Annotated in this window: 16 protein-coding genes; 7 read left to right on the top strand and 9 right to left on the bottom strand. The window is 64.7% G+C overall.

Annotated elements, in window-relative coordinates; genetic code table 11:
* Positions 1 to 101 precede the first annotated feature (101 nt).
* Positions 102 to 755 (bottom strand): rubrerythrin family protein, encoded by a 654-nt coding sequence (locus LAQ58_RS07945; protein ID WP_224450062.1) that lies wholly within the window; start codon positions 753 to 755, stop codon positions 102 to 104.
* A gap of 135 nt (positions 756 to 890) precedes the next feature.
* Here LAQ58_RS07945 and LAQ58_RS07940 point away from each other — a divergent pair, with 135 nt between their 5' ends.
* On the top strand, positions 891 to 2,048 hold the full coding sequence (locus LAQ58_RS07940; RefSeq protein WP_224450061.1) for an MBL fold metallo-hydrolase: 1,158 nt from the start codon (positions 891 to 893) through the stop codon (positions 2,046 to 2,048).
* Positions 2,049 to 2,127: 79 nt separating this feature from the next.
* Here LAQ58_RS07940 and LAQ58_RS07935 read toward each other — a convergent pair whose 3' ends face one another.
* Entirely contained in the window at positions 2,128 to 2,460 is a 333-nt protein-coding gene (locus LAQ58_RS07935) for a 2Fe-2S iron-sulfur cluster-binding protein (protein WP_224450060.1), read from the bottom strand.
* Positions 2,461 to 2,577: 117 nt separating this feature from the next.
* On the opposite strand from LAQ58_RS07935, the gene LAQ58_RS07930 reads away from it, so the two are divergent.
* Together LAQ58_RS07930 and LAQ58_RS07925 are read left to right on the top strand one after the other, a co-directional pair.
* The gene (locus LAQ58_RS07930) at positions 2,578 to 2,865 is read left to right on the top strand and encodes a DUF211 domain-containing protein (RefSeq protein WP_224450059.1); all 288 of its coding nucleotides are present in this window, start codon (positions 2,578 to 2,580) and stop codon (positions 2,863 to 2,865) included.
* A gap of 3 nt (positions 2,866 to 2,868) precedes the next feature.
* Positions 2,869 to 3,447, top strand: a complete 579-nt coding sequence (locus tag LAQ58_RS07925) for a VIT1/CCC1 transporter family protein (protein WP_224450058.1) — start codon at positions 2,869 to 2,871, stop codon at positions 3,445 to 3,447.
* Between the two features lie 1,124 nt (positions 3,448 to 4,571).
* Here the strand turns inward: LAQ58_RS07925 and LAQ58_RS07920 are convergent.
* Both LAQ58_RS07920 and LAQ58_RS07915 read right to left on the bottom strand, forming a co-directional pair.
* A complete protein-coding gene (locus LAQ58_RS07920; RefSeq protein ID WP_224450057.1) occupies positions 4,572 to 5,009 on the bottom strand; it encodes a universal stress protein in 438 nt (145 codons plus the stop codon).
* 53 nt (positions 5,010 to 5,062) lie between these two features.
* A complete protein-coding gene (locus tag LAQ58_RS07915) occupies positions 5,063 to 5,338 on the bottom strand; it encodes a DUF7964 domain-containing protein (RefSeq protein ID WP_224450056.1) in 276 nt (91 codons plus the stop codon).
* Between the two features lie 125 nt (positions 5,339 to 5,463).
* Here LAQ58_RS07915 and LAQ58_RS07910 point away from each other — a divergent pair, with 125 nt between their 5' ends.
* Positions 5,464 to 7,104, top strand: coding sequence for a flippase activity-associated protein Agl23 (locus LAQ58_RS07910; protein WP_224450055.1), 1,641 nt, complete (start codon positions 5,464 to 5,466; stop codon positions 7,102 to 7,104).
* 134 nt (positions 7,105 to 7,238) lie between these two features.
* Here the strand turns inward: LAQ58_RS07910 and LAQ58_RS07905 are convergent, their stop codons facing one another.
* On the bottom strand, positions 7,239 to 8,192 hold the full coding sequence (locus LAQ58_RS07905; RefSeq protein ID WP_224450054.1) for a transcription initiation factor IIB: 954 nt from the start codon (positions 8,190 to 8,192) through the stop codon (positions 7,239 to 7,241).
* A 408-nt stretch (positions 8,193 to 8,600) separates the two neighbouring features.
* Between LAQ58_RS07905 and LAQ58_RS07900 the strand changes: the two genes are divergently transcribed.
* Entirely contained in the window at positions 8,601 to 8,999 is a 399-nt protein-coding gene (locus tag LAQ58_RS07900) for a DUF7961 family protein (protein WP_224450053.1), read from the top strand.
* Complete coding sequence (locus tag LAQ58_RS07895; protein ID WP_224450052.1) at positions 8,999 to 9,634, top strand: METTL5 family protein; 636 nt, start codon at positions 8,999 to 9,001, stop codon at positions 9,632 to 9,634. The genes LAQ58_RS07900 and LAQ58_RS07895 overlap by 1 nt, the downstream gene beginning before the upstream one ends.
* 33 nt (positions 9,635 to 9,667) lie before the next feature.
* Here LAQ58_RS07895 and LAQ58_RS07890 read toward each other — a convergent pair whose 3' ends face one another.
* The 4 genes from LAQ58_RS07890 to LAQ58_RS07875 all read right to left on the bottom strand — a co-directional run bounded on the left by LAQ58_RS07890 (position 9,668) and on the right by LAQ58_RS07875 (position 13,265).
* The gene (locus tag LAQ58_RS07890; RefSeq protein ID WP_224450051.1) at positions 9,668 to 11,422 is read right to left on the bottom strand and encodes a rhomboid family intramembrane serine protease; all 1,755 of its coding nucleotides are present in this window, start codon (positions 11,420 to 11,422) and stop codon (positions 9,668 to 9,670) included.
* Between the two features lie 74 nt (positions 11,423 to 11,496).
* The gene (locus tag LAQ58_RS07885) at positions 11,497 to 12,657 is read right to left on the bottom strand and encodes a M24 family metallopeptidase (RefSeq protein WP_224450050.1); all 1,161 of its coding nucleotides are present in this window, start codon (positions 12,655 to 12,657) and stop codon (positions 11,497 to 11,499) included.
* 49 nt (positions 12,658 to 12,706) lie between these two features.
* Positions 12,707 to 12,985 (bottom strand): UPF0058 family protein, encoded by a 279-nt coding sequence (locus LAQ58_RS07880; RefSeq protein WP_224450049.1) that lies wholly within the window; start codon positions 12,983 to 12,985, stop codon positions 12,707 to 12,709.
* A gap of 67 nt (positions 12,986 to 13,052) precedes the next feature.
* The gene (locus tag LAQ58_RS07875; protein WP_224450048.1) at positions 13,053 to 13,265 is read right to left on the bottom strand and encodes a DUF7120 family protein; all 213 of its coding nucleotides are present in this window, start codon (positions 13,263 to 13,265) and stop codon (positions 13,053 to 13,055) included.
* A 202-nt stretch (positions 13,266 to 13,467) separates the two neighbouring features.
* Between LAQ58_RS07875 and LAQ58_RS07870 the strand changes: the two genes are divergently transcribed.
* Positions 13,468 to 14,061, top strand: a complete 594-nt coding sequence (locus tag LAQ58_RS07870; protein WP_224450141.1) for a sulfite oxidase-like oxidoreductase — start codon at positions 13,468 to 13,470, stop codon at positions 14,059 to 14,061.
* Positions 14,062 to 14,651: the final 590 nt, after the last annotated feature.

Here is a 14,651-nt window from a genome sequence, read left to right as displayed (position 1 = left end):
GTTGTCCGAAGACAGGTTCACACGATTCGGTGATAAGTGAAATCATCTGACATCTGTCGATTCCGACGTAGAGACGTAACACACCGATTCCGGCGTGAGACCTAACATACCGACTTCGGATTCAACCCCAACTCGCCCAGCGCGTCGGCGTAGTCGTCGTACACCAACCGAATCACGTACTCCGCCGTCGCCCGCGCGCGCTCCCACTCCTCGTCAGTTTCGCAGGTTTCCTCCAGAAGTTCCAAGCCGCGGTCGAGGGTGTCCCGCGTCTCGCCTTTCAGGTCCCGGAAGAGGTCCGCGCGTTTCTCGTCGGCCTCGTTGACGAAGAAGCCGATAATCTGGGTGTGTGTCCGAAGCGAGAGCAGCGACCGGCCGACCATCCCACCTGCGACGCGCGAGACGGTGTCGTCGCGTCCGCGGAGGTAGCCGTGCATCGGACCGGCGTCGGCATCGGTCGCGTCTTCGAGCGTCTCGTCTGGGCTGCCGTCCATTGCGGCAACGACGCGCTCGTGGTGGTCGGCCTCCTGCTCGGCCACCGCCTCGAACGCCTCGCGCGCCGCGTCGGACACCTCGTCGTCGGCCCACGACGAGAACGTCCCGTAGGCGGCGGCCTCGCTCCCGGCGGCGACGCGGAGGACCGACTCGGCGTCCAACTCCGCGTCGGTCAGCGCGACGAGCAGTTGGCTCGACCCCAATCGGTCGAGTTCGGTTCGCTTCGACGTTTCCACCGTCTCGCGGAACTTCGTGGCGTCCATGGGAGTCGTGACGGCGGCCCGCGAGTTCAACGTTGCTCCCGTCGTGCTACGCGACACCTCGTCCTTCCCGCCATCTTGTCCTCTCCGTCTCCTCTCCGCCGCGGACTTTTGACCTCCCGCAGCGTAGTTCGAGCTATGAGTTCCGACGAAATCGCCCTCTCTCCGTCGTCGCTGGCCGAGACGCTCCGCGCCGGTGAGCGAGTCCGGGTACTGGACGTGCGCAACCGCGACGAGTCCGACCAGTGGCCGCTCGGCGGCGGCGACGTCGAGACGACGCACCTCCCGTACATGAAATTCGTCCAGGCGCAGGCGAAAGACGAAATCGGGGACCTCGCGGCCGAGTTCGACGATGGCGAGCGGGTCGTCGTCATCTGCGGACGCGGCGAGTCGAGCGCGACGGTGGCCGAGGCGCTCCGCGAGCACGGCCTCGACGCAGTGAACCTCGAAGACGGGATGCGCGGCTGGGCGCGGGCGTACCACGCCGAGGAACTCGACGCCGACGCGGACGGCGCGACGGTAATCCAGTACCAGCGACCAGCGAGCGGCTGTCTCGCGTACCTCGTCGTCTCCGGAGACGAAGCTGCCGTTATCGATCCGCTCCGCACGTTCGCCGACCGCTACGTCGAGGACGCCCGCGACCGCGCCGCAGAGCTACGGTACGCGCTTGATACCCACGTCCACGCCGACCACGTCAGCGGCGTTCGCGAGGTGGCCGACCGGAGCGACGCGGTCCGGGTCGTACCCGAAGGAGCGACCGACCGCGGACTCGCGTTCGACGCCGAACTGGTCGGCGATAGCGACGAACTCACCGTCGGCGACGCGACGCTCGAAGCGATGCACGTACCGGGGCACACGACCGAGATGACCGCTTACCGGGTCGGGAAGGTCCTCATTGACGGCGACCTGCTGTTCTCCGAGAGTGTTGCCCGGCCCGACCTCGAACGTGGCGACGACGGGGCCGAGGAGATGGCGCGACAGCTACACCGGACGCTCCACGAGCGAGTGCTCGCGCTGCCCGACGAGACGGTGGTCGCGCCCGGCCACTACGGTGACGACGCCGACCCCGAAGAAGACGGCACGTACACTGCGACGCTCGGCGAACTGAGAGACCGATTGGACGCACTGTCGATGGAGGAAGACGCGTTCGTCGATTACGCGCTGTCGGCGATGCCGCCGCGACCGAACAACTTCGAGGAGATAATCGAAACGAACCTCGGTCGCGGTTCGGTCGACGACGACGAGGCGTTCGAGTTGGAACTCGGCCCGAACAACTGCGCGGCGACGGCGGACTGACGGAGACGACGGAGTGAGGGCGACCCCGAACTGACGGTGTCGGCGCTCGGCAGGCGAGAGAAAGCGAGAGAAGAGGTACTCAGTCGTCGTCGGCCGCGGCCGCATCGCCGGTCGCCTGCGCGTCGCTTTCGATGCTCGGCGGGTACTTCCCGCGGTCGAGTTTCAGGTCGCTCTGCGGGCGGGCCATGCAGGTGAGCGCGTACCGCTCGGCCTCCTCCTCGGTGAGTCCGCGCGCGGCGGGCTGAGTGACCTCGCCTTCGACGATCTCGGCCGAACACGCCAGACACATCCCGACGCGGCAGGAGTACTCCTGTGCGATTCCCTCGTCGATACAGGCTTTCAGGATGGTCTGCTTGTCGGAGACTTCGATGCTCTCGCCGGTGCCAACGAACTCGACGGTGTACTCGGTCATACTCAGCGGTACGAAAACCCCGGAGAAAACTCTTTATGGTGGATACTGTTGCCTCCGAAAGGACGGATAACTGTCTAGGGGTACGTTTTTCCTGACACGCCCCTCTCGTACAGCGTGATGGCACCGATTCGCCGCGTCGTACTCGACCTGTTGAAACCCTACGAACCACCGACCGACCAACTGGCGTCCGAGCTCGCAGGACTCGACGGAATCGACGGGGTGAACGCGAAACTCGTCGAGACCGATCAGGAGGTACAGAATCTGAAGCTGACGGTGGAGGGCGGCCACATCGACTACGAACGCCTCGAATCGACCATCTACGACCTCGGGGGTTCAATACACTCTATCGACGAAGTCGCCGCGGGCGAGTACATCGTCGAAGAGAGCGAGACGCCGCAGGACTGATCGATGGCCGAGCGCAGTTCGCGGCTCGGGACGTTTCTCGAACGGGCGAGCGACCCGATTTCGCGCCGGTACTTCATCTCGAACGGATTCGATGGGACGTTGACGGCCATCGGCGTCGTCATCGGGGCGTTTCTCTCGGGCATCCCGGAGGGAGTTACGGTCGCGAAAATCGGCGTCGGCGCGACGATCGGACTCGGCACCTCCGGCGCCTGGAGTGTCTGGGAGATAGAGCGCGCCGAGAAGCGAATCGAACGACAGGAGTTGGAGGACGCAATGCTGCGCGACCTCGGCGATACGCGCGTCGAGTCCGAACAGGACGCCGCCCGACTGGCGAACGCGACGATGAGCGTGCTCGGTCCCGTGCTCGGGTCGGTGCTGCCGCTCACGCCGTTCCTACTCGAAGGAATCGCGTTCACGATGGCGCAGGCAACCGCGGCGGCGGTGGTCGTCGGGGTCGCGCTCCTGTTCACCTTCGGCGCGTACCTCGGGTCGATCTCGAAACAGCGGTGGTTCGTCGCCGGCGCGCGGATGGGCGTGGCCGGTCTCGTCGTCGCGATGCTGAACTTTGTGCTCCCCGGATGATACGTCGAAAACGAGTACGGCGCTCGAAAGTGGCCGTGTGATTGCCGGGGCCTCGTGCGCCGGCGGGCCTGTGGCGAACCCGCCGACGTGTCCGACAATCGGTATTCGATTCGGCCGTCGCCGACATAGCCGATTTGCTTGTTACTACCTGTAGTCGTCGCACTGTCGGTCGAATCGGTTGCGCCCTTTGCGAGGGCGACGTCCGTTCCGAACGGGTTTCGCGTGCTGATCGCTCGACAATCGGGTTCGGAGAAGGTGGTGTGTCAGGTGTGCCAGCAGAGGCCCGACGCGCAGATTTGCGCGGTCCGGGGCTTCTGTAGCAACAACTGGGTATTAGATAGGACAATGATAAACGTTTCTAAATGTCTTCCTCGATAGAATGTTTGCGCGACGGAGTCGCAAACGACCGTCTCGCGTCGCTCCGGAGTACTCGGGTCGTAAATCCGCTTTCGAGGAACTGATCTGAAGAGTCCGATTCAGGGGGAGAGTACTGAACCGGGGGTGACGCATCCGTGACGCGAACCATGCAAGCTCTCGGACGAACGCCGTCGACGTACCAGGGGGACTGCGCGTCGGCGCGGCGACCGTCCATGCCAGGATGCAAATTATCGAAGAACCCCCTCCCCCAAAGTAACGTGCAGCCAAATGGCGGACAAGATGGTATTTCCCGCCGTTCGACCGCCGTCATGGGCATCGTAATCGACGTGGGGCACCGGTTACGCTACGATTGTCTCCCCGTAGGGACGGCGTGTTCAGCCCCTCGACGGTGACCGTCCTGTCGGTTACAACCCGTCCGGAATGGCACTGTTCGTATGAGTGATTCGTCGCCGGACGAACGCGACGCGCGACAGTCGTACTCGAACTGCGACTGTCTGGGAAACAGTTATGCGTGAGAGGTGCATCCGTCTTCCCGGTTACCGGCGTAGCTGGGCGCTGTTCGCGTCCGGACGTTCCACAGAGTCCGACGGCGTCTGTACGCCGTCGACTGCGCGCGGTGACCATGCCTCTGACACCGGAACCGGCATCCGCCACGGCGGCCGGTTCCGTGCGCATACAACACTCACAGAGCCGCGCTCGGGTCTCGAGTCGAGCGGTGTTGCGCCAGTACGCAGCGCACGCCGACGCTACTCGTCGTGCTCGGAGTGTCTAGCGGTGAGAACCGGAGCGTCTGAGCTCCGAACGACGCGTTCGGTGACGCTACCGAGGAGATACCGGTTCCATCCGCGACGGCCGTGAGTGGCCATCACGACGAGGTCGACGTCGTGGTCGTCGGCGTAGTCGACGATGATGTCCGGCGGTGACCCTGCCTCGACGGTGGCGAGAGCGTCGACACCGGTCTCGGCCGCGCGCGACCGAAGGCGTTCGACGGCGGCCTCTCCCTCCGCTTCGAGCGTCGACAGCACGGCGTCGGCTCCGAGGTCTATCGTCGCGAGTGTCCGCGTGTCGACGACGTAGAGGACGTGTAACTCGGCGTCGAACGTCTCGGCGAGTTCGAGTGCGTGCGGAAGGGCCGATTCCGCTGCGTCGCTTCCGTCTGTCGGGAGGAGGATTCGGTCATACATACGAGAGAGTATGGAGACGAGTGATTAGAACTCTCGCCCGATGGACGTGACGGTCACGCCGAGCGGAGCGACGCGACCGCTTCCTCGCACCGCTTGAGCGCCTCGTACCGCTCCGTCTCGTCGAGCGACGCCGTCTCGGCGGTTCGCCACCCCTCACCGTCGGCGTCGAACACGAGCGCCTTCACCCACGACTCCGTCGCCAACAGCAGCGCCTCCGTCGGGCCGCCCTCGTCGACGGCGATGGCTAATTCCACGGCGTCGGCGCGGTTCAACGCCGCGAGTTCGGCCTCCGAGAGCGGACGCGCCGGCAGCGAATCGAGTATCGACATACGACGCGCTACGCCGGTCGGCTTGTTGACGGTTGCGAAGGGCCTCCGGTCGCGTCCGCGCGGCGATCGAAGCTGAGCGACGAGAACCCGAAAGGCTTCTACCCCACGGTGCGGCAGGAATGGACATGAATCCTCGCGACGACGCCGCCTTCACCCGGTTCGACCGAGCGACTCTCGCCGTCGTCGGTCTCGCGGTCGTCGCTCTCGTCGCCCGCCTCGTCGGTCTCGGGGCCAGAGCGTTCCACTGGGACGAGGCGCGAGTCGGCTACTGGACGCTTCGCTACCTCGACTCAGGCGCGTTCGAGTACCGTCCCGTTGCCGGCGGGACGTTCCTTCCGCTCGTGAACCGCCACGTGTTCGCGCTCCTCGGCGCAAACGACTTCACCGGTCGCCTCGTCGTCGCCCTCGTCGGCGGGCTGCTCCCGCTCGTCGCGCTCCTCTACCGAAGCCGTCTCCGCGATGACGAGACGGTCGCGTTCGCGCTCGTCCTCGCCGTCGAACCGGTGTTGCTCTACTACTCCCGGTTCGCCCGCGGCGAGGTACTTCTCGCCGCGTTCGCGTTGCTCGCTGTCGGCTGCTTCCTCCGGGTCGTCGACGGTGGGCGTCGCCGGTATCTCTACGTCAGCGTCGGCGCGGTCGGTCTCGCGCTCGCCACCTCGGGGTTCGCCGTCGTCACGCTGTTCTGTTGGGCGTTCGCGGCGTTTCTGACGTTCGACCATCTCCGCGTCCGCGGCGACGCGAACCCGGTCGAGACGGCCGAACGCGCGTGGCGCGCGCTCGTCTCGTGGGCGACGCCGCTCGCGCGCTCGCTGTTCGTTCTACTCGGCGTGCTGTTCTTCTTCTACGCGCCCCGTGCGGGCGACTCCGGCGATGTCGGTCTCTGGAACCTCACGACGCTTCCGACGACCGTCGAATCGGCGTTTCTCGGCTCGTTCCGGAAGTTCTGGGCCGTCCGAATCGACTACCGGCGGACGAACGGGCACGAACTGCTCCCGTACCTTGCTGACTACGGCGAACTGCTGGCGGCGGTGTCGCTGCCGGTGTTGGCGCTGGCCGCCGGCGCGTTCTTCTACGACCGGTATCTGACGGGGGGTCGGCGACCGCTGCTCCACTTCTTCGCCTTCTGGGCGGGCGTCTCGCTTCTCCTCGTTCCGACGCTCGCAGAACAGTTCGCCCCGTGGCTCGTCGTCCACACTGTCGTCGCGCTGACGCTCCCGGCAGCGCTCGGTGCGGCCGCGCTCGCCCGGGTCGCACGAATCGGACTTGCGCGCGACCAAGCGGCCCGTGTCGGGGCGGTCGCACTCGTCTCGATGGTTCTGCTGGCCCACGTCGGCGGCGTCGCCGCTACGAACGCCTACGGGCCGCCGGGACCCAACGACCGCCTCGCTCAGTACGCACAGCCCTCGCAGCCGCTCGAACCGATGCTCGAAAACGCTTCCGCGGCGATGGAGCGCACAGAGGGTCCGGATGTCGTCTACGTCGGCGAGGCGTTCTACACCTCCAGCGCCGACGGCGACTTGCAACCGCCGGTCTCCGACGCGTGGGGCAATCGCCTCCCGTTGCCGTGGTACTTCGAGCGCCTCGGCGCGCAACAGACGAGCGTCGCCGCGCCGAGCGACCTGGAGACAGTTACCGGAACACCCGCCGTCGTCGTCGTCGACACCGAGAACCGGAGTCAGGTCGCGCGGCAACTGGAGGGGTACGAGTCAACGGGCTACGAACTCGGTCTGTGGAACCGCGAAGTGTTCGTCTTCGTGCTACAGTGAGCGGCCGGACGTCTCCGCAGTCTCACACGTCCTCGAGGGTGACGGACGCACTGCTGGCAAGTACGTGAATGATTTTGCGGCGGTCGCGTCACCGCCGTCGAGAACGCGAGAGGTCGTTTCGGATTGCAGACTGTTCAGCGGAAGCCCATTGCTTCGATCTGTTCCTGATATCGGTTGCGGATGGTGACTTCGGTCACCTGCGCGACGTCGGCGACTTCGCGCTGGGTCTTCTTCTCGTTGCACAGCAGTGACGCCGCGTAGATGGCGGCGGCGGCGAATCCAGTCGGCGACTTCCCCGAGAGCAGACCCTGCTCGGCGGAGACATCGATGATTTCGGTCGCTTTCGCCTGCACTTCCTCGGAGAGGTCGAGCGCGGAGGCGAACCGCGGGACGAACTGCTTGGGGTCGACGGGTTTCAGTTCGAGCCCGAGCTCCTGGGAGATGTAGCGATACGTTCGTCCGATCTCTTTCTGCGGTACGCGGGATACTTCGGCAACTTCGTCGAGGCTTCGCGGAATTCCTTCCTGTCGGCAGGCGGCGTACAGCGCGCTCGTGGCGACGCCCTCGATGGAACGGCCGCGGATGAGATCCTCGTTGAGCGCACGGCGGTAGATGACCGACGCGACTTCGCGAACCGAGCGCGGGACGCCGAGTGCGGAGGCCATCCGGTCGATCTCGGAGAGCGCGAACTGGAGGTTGCGCTCGCCCGCGTCCTTGGTACGGATGCGCTCCTGCCACTTGCGCAATCGGTGCATCTGACTACGTTTTTCGGACGAGAGCGAACGCCCGTAGGCGTCCTTGTCCTTCCAGTCAATCGTCGTCGTCAGTCCCCGGTCGTGCATCGTCTCGGTGATTGGTGCACCGACACGAGACTTCGACTGGCGCTCGGAGTGGTTGAACGCCCGCCACTCCGGACCCCGGTCGATAGAGCGCTCGTCGATGACGAGACCACAGTCGTCGCAGACGAGTTCACCCTGATCCGCGTCCGTGATAACATCAGTAGAACTACATTCCGGACACTCCAGGGACTCGTCCGACGTCTGTTCCGCTTGCTGCTCTCGCTGACGCTGCCGACTCGGACGTTCCATAAAAAGCTTGTGGGCAACGGAAGGTTTAAACCTTTGTAACAGATTTCTGACTGACAAGAACTCACAAGGCGACGCCTGCTCCCATGTTTGACTATTTATGTATGGGATGTGTAAATTCGGGTGGCCGCTCACTCACCTGTAATTGAGTCTGAAATTCCAGTTCGAAATAGTTCAACAGGGAGATCCGGCGCCGTCGACGCGACGGGAGTCTCGTAGTCGACAGGCGCCGGATTCGAGGGGAGTGGGGGCTGGAGCGTGTGACCCCCGTGAGACGTTATGTCAGCATCGGACATTAGTGTTCGTGACACCCGTCCGAACCGACACGTCTGCGGTACTCTTCGCGTCCACAGTATGAGTACTGCGCATTTACAAAGATTTTTGTATAACCAAAAGGTATCCCGACGTAGCATGAGTACCACCCGTTCGCGGAACGTCCAGCAGGCAGTCGACGGCTGTCGTCCGGCCGACGTCACTCCGGTTCGTCTCGACGCGACGACGCTTGATTCGACCGCGCCGTCGTACCTCCGAGACCTGAAGGCCAAGTTGGGCGACGAAGGCTACCAACCGGCGACGCTCGCCGTCGAGGCGCGTTTCGACGAGGACTGCTCGCTAGCGACTCAACAGGAAGTCGACCGACTTCGCAACCACATCCGCGCCGCCGCGTTCCTCGGCGCCGGCCGCCTCGACGTCGTCGTCGACGAGGTGTGCGCGACTGAGAAAGTCGAACCCGCGCTGGCCGCGCTTCGCGAACGCGCCGACCGCGAGGGCGTCACGCTTACGCTCTCGGGTAGCGCTACTCTCGGCTGATGGGAGACAGGCGCGCGTTGGAGACGCGACTCGCGGTCGTCGCCGGGTTCGAGAATCCGCAGGCTCGCCTCGAACAGTACCCGACGCCGCCGGACATCGCGGCGCACGTCGTCCACCTCGCAGATTTACAGGGCGACATCGACGGGCGTACGGTCGTCGACCTCGGCACTGGAACGGGGATGTTGGCGCTCGGCGCGGCGCTTCGCGGCCCCGCTCGCGTCGTCGGCGTCGAACTCGACGCCGAGGCGCTCTCCACCGCCCGCGACAACGAACAACGCGTCGGGACGACGACGCCGATTCACTGGCTCCGCGGGGACGCGACGCGCGCGCCGCTCTGCGACCGGACCGTCGACGGGTCGGGAACGACGGTGCTCATGAACCCGCCGTTCGGCGCGCAGCACGGCCGCCGCGGGGCCGACAGAGCGTTTCTTCGGACGGCTTCCGAACTCGCCGACGTCTCGTACTCGATCCACAATCAGGGGAGCAGGGAGTTCGTCGAGTCTTTCGCCGAAGACGAGGGCGGAGAGGTCACGCACGCCTTCGGCGCGACGCTGACGCTGGACCGCCAATTCGAGTTCCACGAGGAGGAGACGAAAGACCTCGACACCGAGGTGTTTCGGATTCGGTGGACCTGAGCGCGAGTTGCTGACTCCTTTCCGCCGACGAACCTACTGATACCGTTCCTTCGCCGCGACCCGCACCCGCGTCCCGTTCGTCGTCGCGTACAGCTTTCCGCCGCGGTTCGTGAACTCGACACCTCTGAGCGTCACCGATTCGTTTAGCCGAGGCACCGGCGCGGAGACGGTGTCGTTCTCCGGACCGACGACGAGGCGGAAGCCCTCCTCTTCCGCCGCGATGGAGACGTTCTGTCCGGCGACCACCGGTTCGGCCGTCGCGGGCGGCGACGCGTACACCGGCGTCACGTTACCGTCGACTACGAGCGTCACCCGATAGCTGGCGTTGCTGCCGACGAGCGACCACCCGGTTCGGTTGGCGACGACCGTCTCGCGCCAGCCGACGCCGCCGACGCGGACCGCCGACCGCCCGTCGAACGCGAGTCGCCCTTTCGACACCTCCCTCGTCCAGATGTTGCGGCCGGGGTTGCGGACAACGACGCCGGAGGTGGTGACGCTCGTTGACTCGCCGAACCCTTCGAGTTCGAGCACCGACACCATCCCGTTGGTCACGTTCTCGGCGTACGTCACCTCGTAGCCGCGGACCTGCACCGACTCGCCGGGCAGTTCCTCGCCCGCCGTCGTGACCATGTTGACTGCGACGGCCGGGCCGGTTATCGACGCTGCGCCGACGAGCAACAGCGCAACGGCGACCTGTCTTCCGGTTACCGCGCGGAGACCGCCGCGTCCGCGCCCTCCACTGCCCGCTTCTCCGTCTCCGCCGTTCCGCAGCCGCCTCCCCGACCCATCGCCGAGGATGTCAGCGGTGCGGTCGCGCACCGACGCGCCGACTTGATCGAAAAGTGGCCGATCGCCTGCGCTGGCGGCCGCCGTCACGAGCGTCGCCAGGAGGAAGACGAGTGCGAGACCCGCGGCCCGATAAAGGACGTAACTGTCGGCGCCGCGGTACCAGTACACCGCCCAGAGCGACTGCGAGACCGAAAAGAACAGGACGCCCGTCCAGAGTCTGAGCGCGGCGGGGCGGTCGTCGCCGCGGCGTTCGACCAGCCACAGCGCCAGCAGCGCACCGGTGAGCAGGCCGATGGCGTGCCCCTGAATCGCTATCTGCGCCCACCACGGCGAGACGAACGCCTCTCGCGAGGATGCGACGGTGGTCGGGTCGAAAAGCGAGTCGTAGAGGAGGTCAACGACGCTGCTGGCCGAGAGCGCCAGTACGGTGGTGAGGGGGTAGTAGACGAGCGCGAACCCGGCGAACGCGAAGACGACGCCGGAGAAGCCGATGATGGGACCGACCGAAAACAGCGCGGTGAGCACGCCGACGACACCGACGGCGGCGGGAAAGACGAGAAACGCCCGTACTCGCGGGTCCGAACCCCAGTCGGAGAGAGCCGTCTCGCGCCCGCTTCGCGGGTAGTGACCCCACGTGTACTCAACGAGGGGCGCGAGCGTGAGCGTCCCGACAAGATTCCCGATCAGGTGGCCCGCCCCCGAGTGCGAGAACGCGGCGGTGAGTATTCCCGTCGGATAGAGGTACGACCACGCCCGGAACGGGACGACGACGGGTCGGTACCAGTAATCGAACCCGCCCTGCACGAACAGGTAGACTGCGAGGACGAACAGCGTCGAGACGAGCGTCCCCCACGGCACGCCGTAGAGCAGACGCGAACGGAGCGCGACGACCCGCTGCGCTCGCCGGTCGTCGAGGCGCCACGCGACGAACAGACAAACGGCGGCGACGGCGACGAGCGCGAGTTGGGAGAGGGGGAGCCACGGCGGAACCGCGAACATACCGGCACCAGGGCGGGGCGGAGTATCAAACCTGATGCTTGGGCGGCGACACGTCCGCCGTCCGCCGCTCCCCCTCAGAGCGACCGCAGTTCCGTCTGTGGGTCGACGATCCACTCCGTCCCTTCGTCGGTGATTTCGACCATCTCCTCCTGGCCGACGTAGCCCCACTCGGTGTCGACGCCCAACTCCATCGTGTAAATCTCGCCGACGCGAACGTCTCCGCGCGGTGCGTCGCCGTAGCGGTCCCAGAGCGGTCCGAGGAGCGTCCCCCCGTCGTGGGCGGCGCGACCGACCTGGTGACCGAAGGCGTGGTCGAAGGCGGGCCATCCGGCGTCGGTCAGCGCCTCGCGTGCCGCGGCGTCGACTTCGTGACCCCGTACGCCCGCTCGAAGCACCTCGCGTCCGGCGTCGATGGCCGCGCGAACGTCTTCGAACGCCGACTGGAGACCGTCGGGGACGTCGCCGCGGACGTACAGTCGCTGGATGTCCGCCGAGTAGCCGTCTCGGCGGACGCCGAAGTCGACGTGCAGCAGTTCGTTTTCCGGCACTTCGAGGTCGCCCGGGAGCGTGTGGCCGACTTCGCTCGCGCCGCCCGCGTGGACGGTTGGACAGTACTCCCAACTCCACGCGCTGCCGAGGCCCCGGTCGGTCATCCGCTCGTGCATCCAGATTACTATCTGCGATTCGGTCCACGAGGGGGCCCACGCGTCGACCATCGCGGCAAGCAGTTCCTCGGTTGTCTCGGCGGCGGCGTAGATGCGCTCGCGCTCGGTTGGCGACTTCAGTCCGCGGACCTCGCGAACGATGTCACCTGCGCTTACGAAGTCGTAGTCGTCGCCGACGGCGTCCCGCAGCCGGAGGTAGAGACCGTGCGTGAGACCGTCGGCGACGTTGTCGTCGAGGTCGAAGTTGATGGCGATCGTCCCGGCGTCGGCCGCGACCGTTTCGAGTGCCTTCTCGAGCGGAGGCATGAATGACTCGTCGTACGGGTAGACGTCGTGGACGCCGAGTCGCTCGGCGTTCGGCGCGTCGTGGCGACCGAGGACGACGGCCGACTTCTCGGGACCGACGACGACGGCGGTTGGCCAGACCACGTCGAAGCCTAAAACGTAGGGAAGACAGGGTTCGTGGACTTCGTCGGTCTCGCGACAGAAGGTGATCCAGCAGTCGGCGTCGCTCTGGGCAACGGCAGCGTGCGCTTGCTCGACTTTCCCTGCGATGAGCGCTTGGTCCATGGCCGTCGCTCGCACGGGAGAACGATAGTCGTTCGCGTGGCGGAACGGATTATATCTTGGACTCGGCGTCGTCGGCGAGTTCCTCCATTCGCTTGCCGACGCGGCCCGCGTTGGAGAACTCGTCGTCGCTCATCGCGCTGGCCAGCGCGTTGCCGAGCACGAAGACGGCGTGTTTGTGCTCACTCTTGGATTTGTGGACGTGCGAGGGTTCGACGCTCAGTTCGTCGTAGGGATCGAACAGCGACGAGTCGACGTCCTCCTGCGAGCGGAAGTACTCCATGATGATCACCATCTGTTCGTGCAGTTCGAGCAAGTCGTCCTTGTGCATGGGCACCCGTAGGAACGTTGCTGTTTTAAGGATTATTGCGGCGTTCTGCCACACTGACACGGCAGACTTAGAAGACGTACTCGTCCTCGTGGCCCATCATGCCGTCGTCTTCGAAGCCCGGTTCGTCGGTGTCCATCGGCCCGCTCGTCTTGTAGGCTTTCATGCCCGTCGAGAGCAGTTCTTCGACCGCCTCCTCGCGGTTGACGAACTCGCCCTGTTCGACGAGTTGCGCGATCTGCATCTCGATGTGCTCGGGGATGTTCAGCTTTACTTTCGGCATTTATCGACCGAGGGTTTGGATACGCCGTATTTAAAGTTGACGCCGTTCACGGGAGGCGAGGACGAATCGTGTTACGGTATCCCACGAACATAATTACGGAACTCGCGAACGTCAGTTCAGGTTTCGCGTAGCTATCAGCGGAGCTATTTAAACCCACGGGTCGAGTCGATAACCATAGGTGAGTGGCGACCAAACGGATGCTATGTCCGAGAACGTCACCGGACTTCACGAAGAGTTCAGCGGGGAGCGACTCCCGCCCGGCCAGCGCAAGACCGAGCGATTCCCGGTGCTCTCGAAGAGCGGCACGCCGTCGTGGGACCCCTCGTCGTGGCAGTTCGACGTGTGGGGCGCGGTGGACGAGCAGTTGCAGTTCTCCTACGACGAGTTCAAGGAACTGCCGTCGGAGACCCAGATTCAAGACTTCCACTGCGTTACCGGGTGGAGCAAGTTCGACTGCGAGTTCACCGGCGTGACATTCCCGACGCTGGCAAAGTTGGCTGGCGTCGACGACGACGCGGTCCACGTGATGTTTCACGCGCTCGACGGCTACACGACGAACCTCTCTCTAGACGAATGCATGCGCGAGGAGGTGCTGTTCGTCTACGAGTACGACGGCGAACCGCTCCCGGCGGACCACGGCGGTCCCCTCCGCGTCGTCACCCCGCACAAGTACGCCTACAAGGGCGCGAAGTGGGTCGAGGGCGTCGAGTTCCTCACCGAACCCGAGCGCGGCTACTGGGAGAAGCGCGGCTACTCGAACACGGCGAACCCGTGGGACGAGGAGCGGTACAGCTAATCACGCGGTTTAGTTGAGATATTAGTCCGGCGACGGTTTTGTGAGGCCGTACTGAATAGAAAGCGCGTATCGGTCTCTGACTCGGCATCGATGTGAGCTAATCGAATCATTCAAAGATCGCCCGCTCAAAGTCGTCACTACCACATTGACAACTTCCATCAGTCCCAACTGGACGGTAACTACTATTCCCTGTCTCTTCCGCCGGATAGATGTTCCCGCAGTTGACGCACTTGGTTATGACAGTTGGTTCTCCTCCTGGTTTTGAATCTTCCTTCGTCATTTTTCTTACTGGATTAGGGCTACGTTAGTTGCTTTCAGAGCAACCTCTGCTCGGTTGTTACTCACATTATCACAACAAGAGAAGTAGTTTTCTGACAGCGGACCTCGCACGCCTACTTCGCGGTTGGCTCAGCGCCAAAAAGACGAAATTCATGAGGTATCCGTGAGAGATACATCCGTTGTATTCAGCACGTTACACCTGTCATAGTCTAAATTTCAACGAAGACAGCCACGTGACTCGCCGCGAGCGAGACCGAAGACCGAGCGAACGGACCGAGGAATGAACGGAGAGAGCGAAGCCGTCCGCGCAG

The sequence above is a fragment of the Haloprofundus salilacus genome, from assembly GCF_020150815.1.
Classification (GTDB): domain Archaea; phylum Halobacteriota; class Halobacteria; order Halobacteriales; family Haloferacaceae; genus Haloprofundus; species Haloprofundus salilacus.
The sequence above is the reverse complement of the archived record's forward strand: the minus strand, read 5'-3'. Positions and strand labels throughout refer to the sequence as shown.

What these genes read in the sequence shown, in the direction of transcription:
- LAQ58_RS07945 (WP_224450062.1), bottom strand. Translation starts at nt 755, where the DNA reads ATGGACGCCACGAAGTTCCGCGAGACGGTGGAAACGTCGAAGCGAACC.
- LAQ58_RS07940 (WP_224450061.1), top strand. Translation starts at nt 891, where the DNA reads ATGAGTTCCGACGAAATCGCCCTCTCTCCGTCGTCGCTGGCCGAGACG.
- LAQ58_RS07935 (WP_224450060.1), bottom strand. Translation starts at nt 2,460, where the DNA reads ATGACCGAGTACACCGTCGAGTTCGTTGGCACCGGCGAGAGCATCGAA.
- LAQ58_RS07930 (WP_224450059.1), top strand. Translation starts at nt 2,578, where the DNA reads ATGGCACCGATTCGCCGCGTCGTACTCGACCTGTTGAAACCCTACGAA.
- LAQ58_RS07925 (WP_224450058.1), top strand. Translation starts at nt 2,869, where the DNA reads ATGGCCGAGCGCAGTTCGCGGCTCGGGACGTTTCTCGAACGGGCGAGC.
- LAQ58_RS07920 (WP_224450057.1), bottom strand. Translation starts at nt 5,009, where the DNA reads ATGTATGACCGAATCCTCCTCCCGACAGACGGAAGCGACGCAGCGGAA.
- LAQ58_RS07915 (WP_224450056.1), bottom strand. Translation starts at nt 5,338, where the DNA reads ATGTCGATACTCGATTCGCTGCCGGCGCGTCCGCTCTCGGAGGCCGAA.
- LAQ58_RS07910 (WP_224450055.1), top strand. Translation starts at nt 5,464, where the DNA reads ATGAATCCTCGCGACGACGCCGCCTTCACCCGGTTCGACCGAGCGACT.
- LAQ58_RS07905 (WP_224450054.1), bottom strand. Translation starts at nt 8,192, where the DNA reads ATGGAACGTCCGAGTCGGCAGCGTCAGCGAGAGCAGCAAGCGGAACAG.
- LAQ58_RS07900 (WP_224450053.1), top strand. Translation starts at nt 8,601, where the DNA reads ATGAGTACCACCCGTTCGCGGAACGTCCAGCAGGCAGTCGACGGCTGT.
- LAQ58_RS07895 (WP_224450052.1), top strand. Translation starts at nt 8,999, where the DNA reads ATGGGAGACAGGCGCGCGTTGGAGACGCGACTCGCGGTCGTCGCCGGG.
- LAQ58_RS07890 (WP_224450051.1), bottom strand. Translation starts at nt 11,422, where the DNA reads ATGTTCGCGGTTCCGCCGTGGCTCCCCCTCTCCCAACTCGCGCTCGTC.
- LAQ58_RS07885 (WP_224450050.1), bottom strand. Translation starts at nt 12,657, where the DNA reads ATGGACCAAGCGCTCATCGCAGGGAAAGTCGAGCAAGCGCACGCTGCC.
- LAQ58_RS07880 (WP_224450049.1), bottom strand. Translation starts at nt 12,985, where the DNA reads ATGCACAAGGACGACTTGCTCGAACTGCACGAACAGATGGTGATCATC.
- LAQ58_RS07875 (WP_224450048.1), bottom strand. Translation starts at nt 13,265, where the DNA reads ATGCCGAAAGTAAAGCTGAACATCCCCGAGCACATCGAGATGCAGATC.
- LAQ58_RS07870 (WP_224450141.1), top strand. Translation starts at nt 13,468, where the DNA reads ATGTCCGAGAACGTCACCGGACTTCACGAAGAGTTCAGCGGGGAGCGA.